1 protein-coding gene is annotated in these 1,201 nt (G+C 55.7%); it reads right to left on the bottom strand.

The annotated features are described in order from the left end of the window. Window positions 1-31 precede the first annotated feature (31 nt). Window positions 32-979, bottom strand: a complete 948-nt coding sequence (locus tag KGA85_RS29470; protein WP_223453708.1) for an IS110 family transposase — start codon at window positions 977-979, stop codon at window positions 32-34. Window positions 980-1,201: the final 222 nt, after the last annotated feature.

Here is a 1,201-nt window from a genome sequence, read left to right as displayed (position 1 = left end):
TGTGGGAGATTCTATGGTTGAGGGAAAGCCCTCAACCTGCTTTTGGTTGGTATTCGCTCTGCCCTTTCAGCAGTGCAAATACGATCCGGGCAAGTTTGCGGGCCAGTATCACCAGTGCCTGCGTAGTGCTGAACCCTTTGGCTCTTTGCTCTTCATAAAAGCCTTTCCAGGCGGCTGTGCGGCTGGCCGACATGGCGGCGTTGTGCAGCAGTCGACGCGCTTCCGGGTCGCCTCGCTTTGTCAGGCTGCGGCGACCGTCCTTTTGTCCTGACTGCGACACCCGCAAATCCATCCCTAAAAATGCGATGAAGGCATCTGCATTTCTGAAGTCGCCTCGCTGAAAGGCCGCGATCAAGCGCGCTCCGGTTAAAAAACCAATACCTTCAACTTTCATGCAACGCTTCAACTGGGCCAGCAAGCCGGCCTCTTTCAGGCGGTCGTTGATCATTTTCTCGACCAGCCCTTCAAGTCTCTGCATGGAGGCCACTTGCTCGGCAAAAGCGGCTTTGAGCAGCGGTTCATTTGTCCAGCTCTGCACCAGGCGAACCCGCGCCTGAACCAGCGCCGCGCGCCGGCGGAAAAGGCTCAAGAGGCAGCGGTACAACGGCGAGGGCGGAATCCATGGATGGAGCTCTTCATATTCGTTTTTCAGATAGCGGGCGAGCAACTTTGCATCCAGTGCGTCCGTTTTGGCGCGAACTTTCACACCTTTGCGGTAATGGCTCAGTTCATAGCCGCCGACCATGTAAATGGTGCAACCGGCCTCATGGGCCAGGTCGGCGAACTCCAGGTGATAGATATTGGTCGACTCAATCGCGACATCGACCGGCGCCGGCAAGGCTTTCAGCCATTTCTTGATGGCTGGCTTGTTATTGGGAAGCGTCTCAAGCAGTTCCAGTTCGGCCTGATAGATCACCAATTCACTCTTGGCGACATCCACGCCCACGATTGGCTTGATAGCAGAAACCGGCATTGCCATTGAACATCCCCCGAGATATGGTTTTGAGCACTTGAAGGGCTCACCCAGAGGCGCAGGCTTGTTCCTATCGTCGGTCTAGCCAGATGCATTCTTTATCGGCGCTTGGGTGAAAGGAGGAGGGGCGAAATCTCCCACGGATCTGTACTGCGCTAACAGTCAGAATCGAGCCTTGTCCCTCCTCCTCCCTTCAAGTCCTAGCATACAAGCGAGCTTGCTCGCGAT

This window comes from Pseudomonas sp. GL-B-12 (genome assembly GCF_019955895.1).
Classification (GTDB): Bacteria; Pseudomonadota; Gammaproteobacteria; order Pseudomonadales; family Pseudomonadaceae; genus Aquipseudomonas.
The sequence above is the reverse complement of the archived record's forward strand: the minus strand, read 5'-3'. Positions and strand labels throughout refer to the sequence as shown.

Excerpts from the sequence above, each read along its gene's own strand:
- KGA85_RS29470 (WP_223453708.1), bottom strand. The coding sequence starts at position 979 with ATGGCAATGCCGGTTTCTGCTATCAAGCCAATCGTGGGCGTGGATGTC.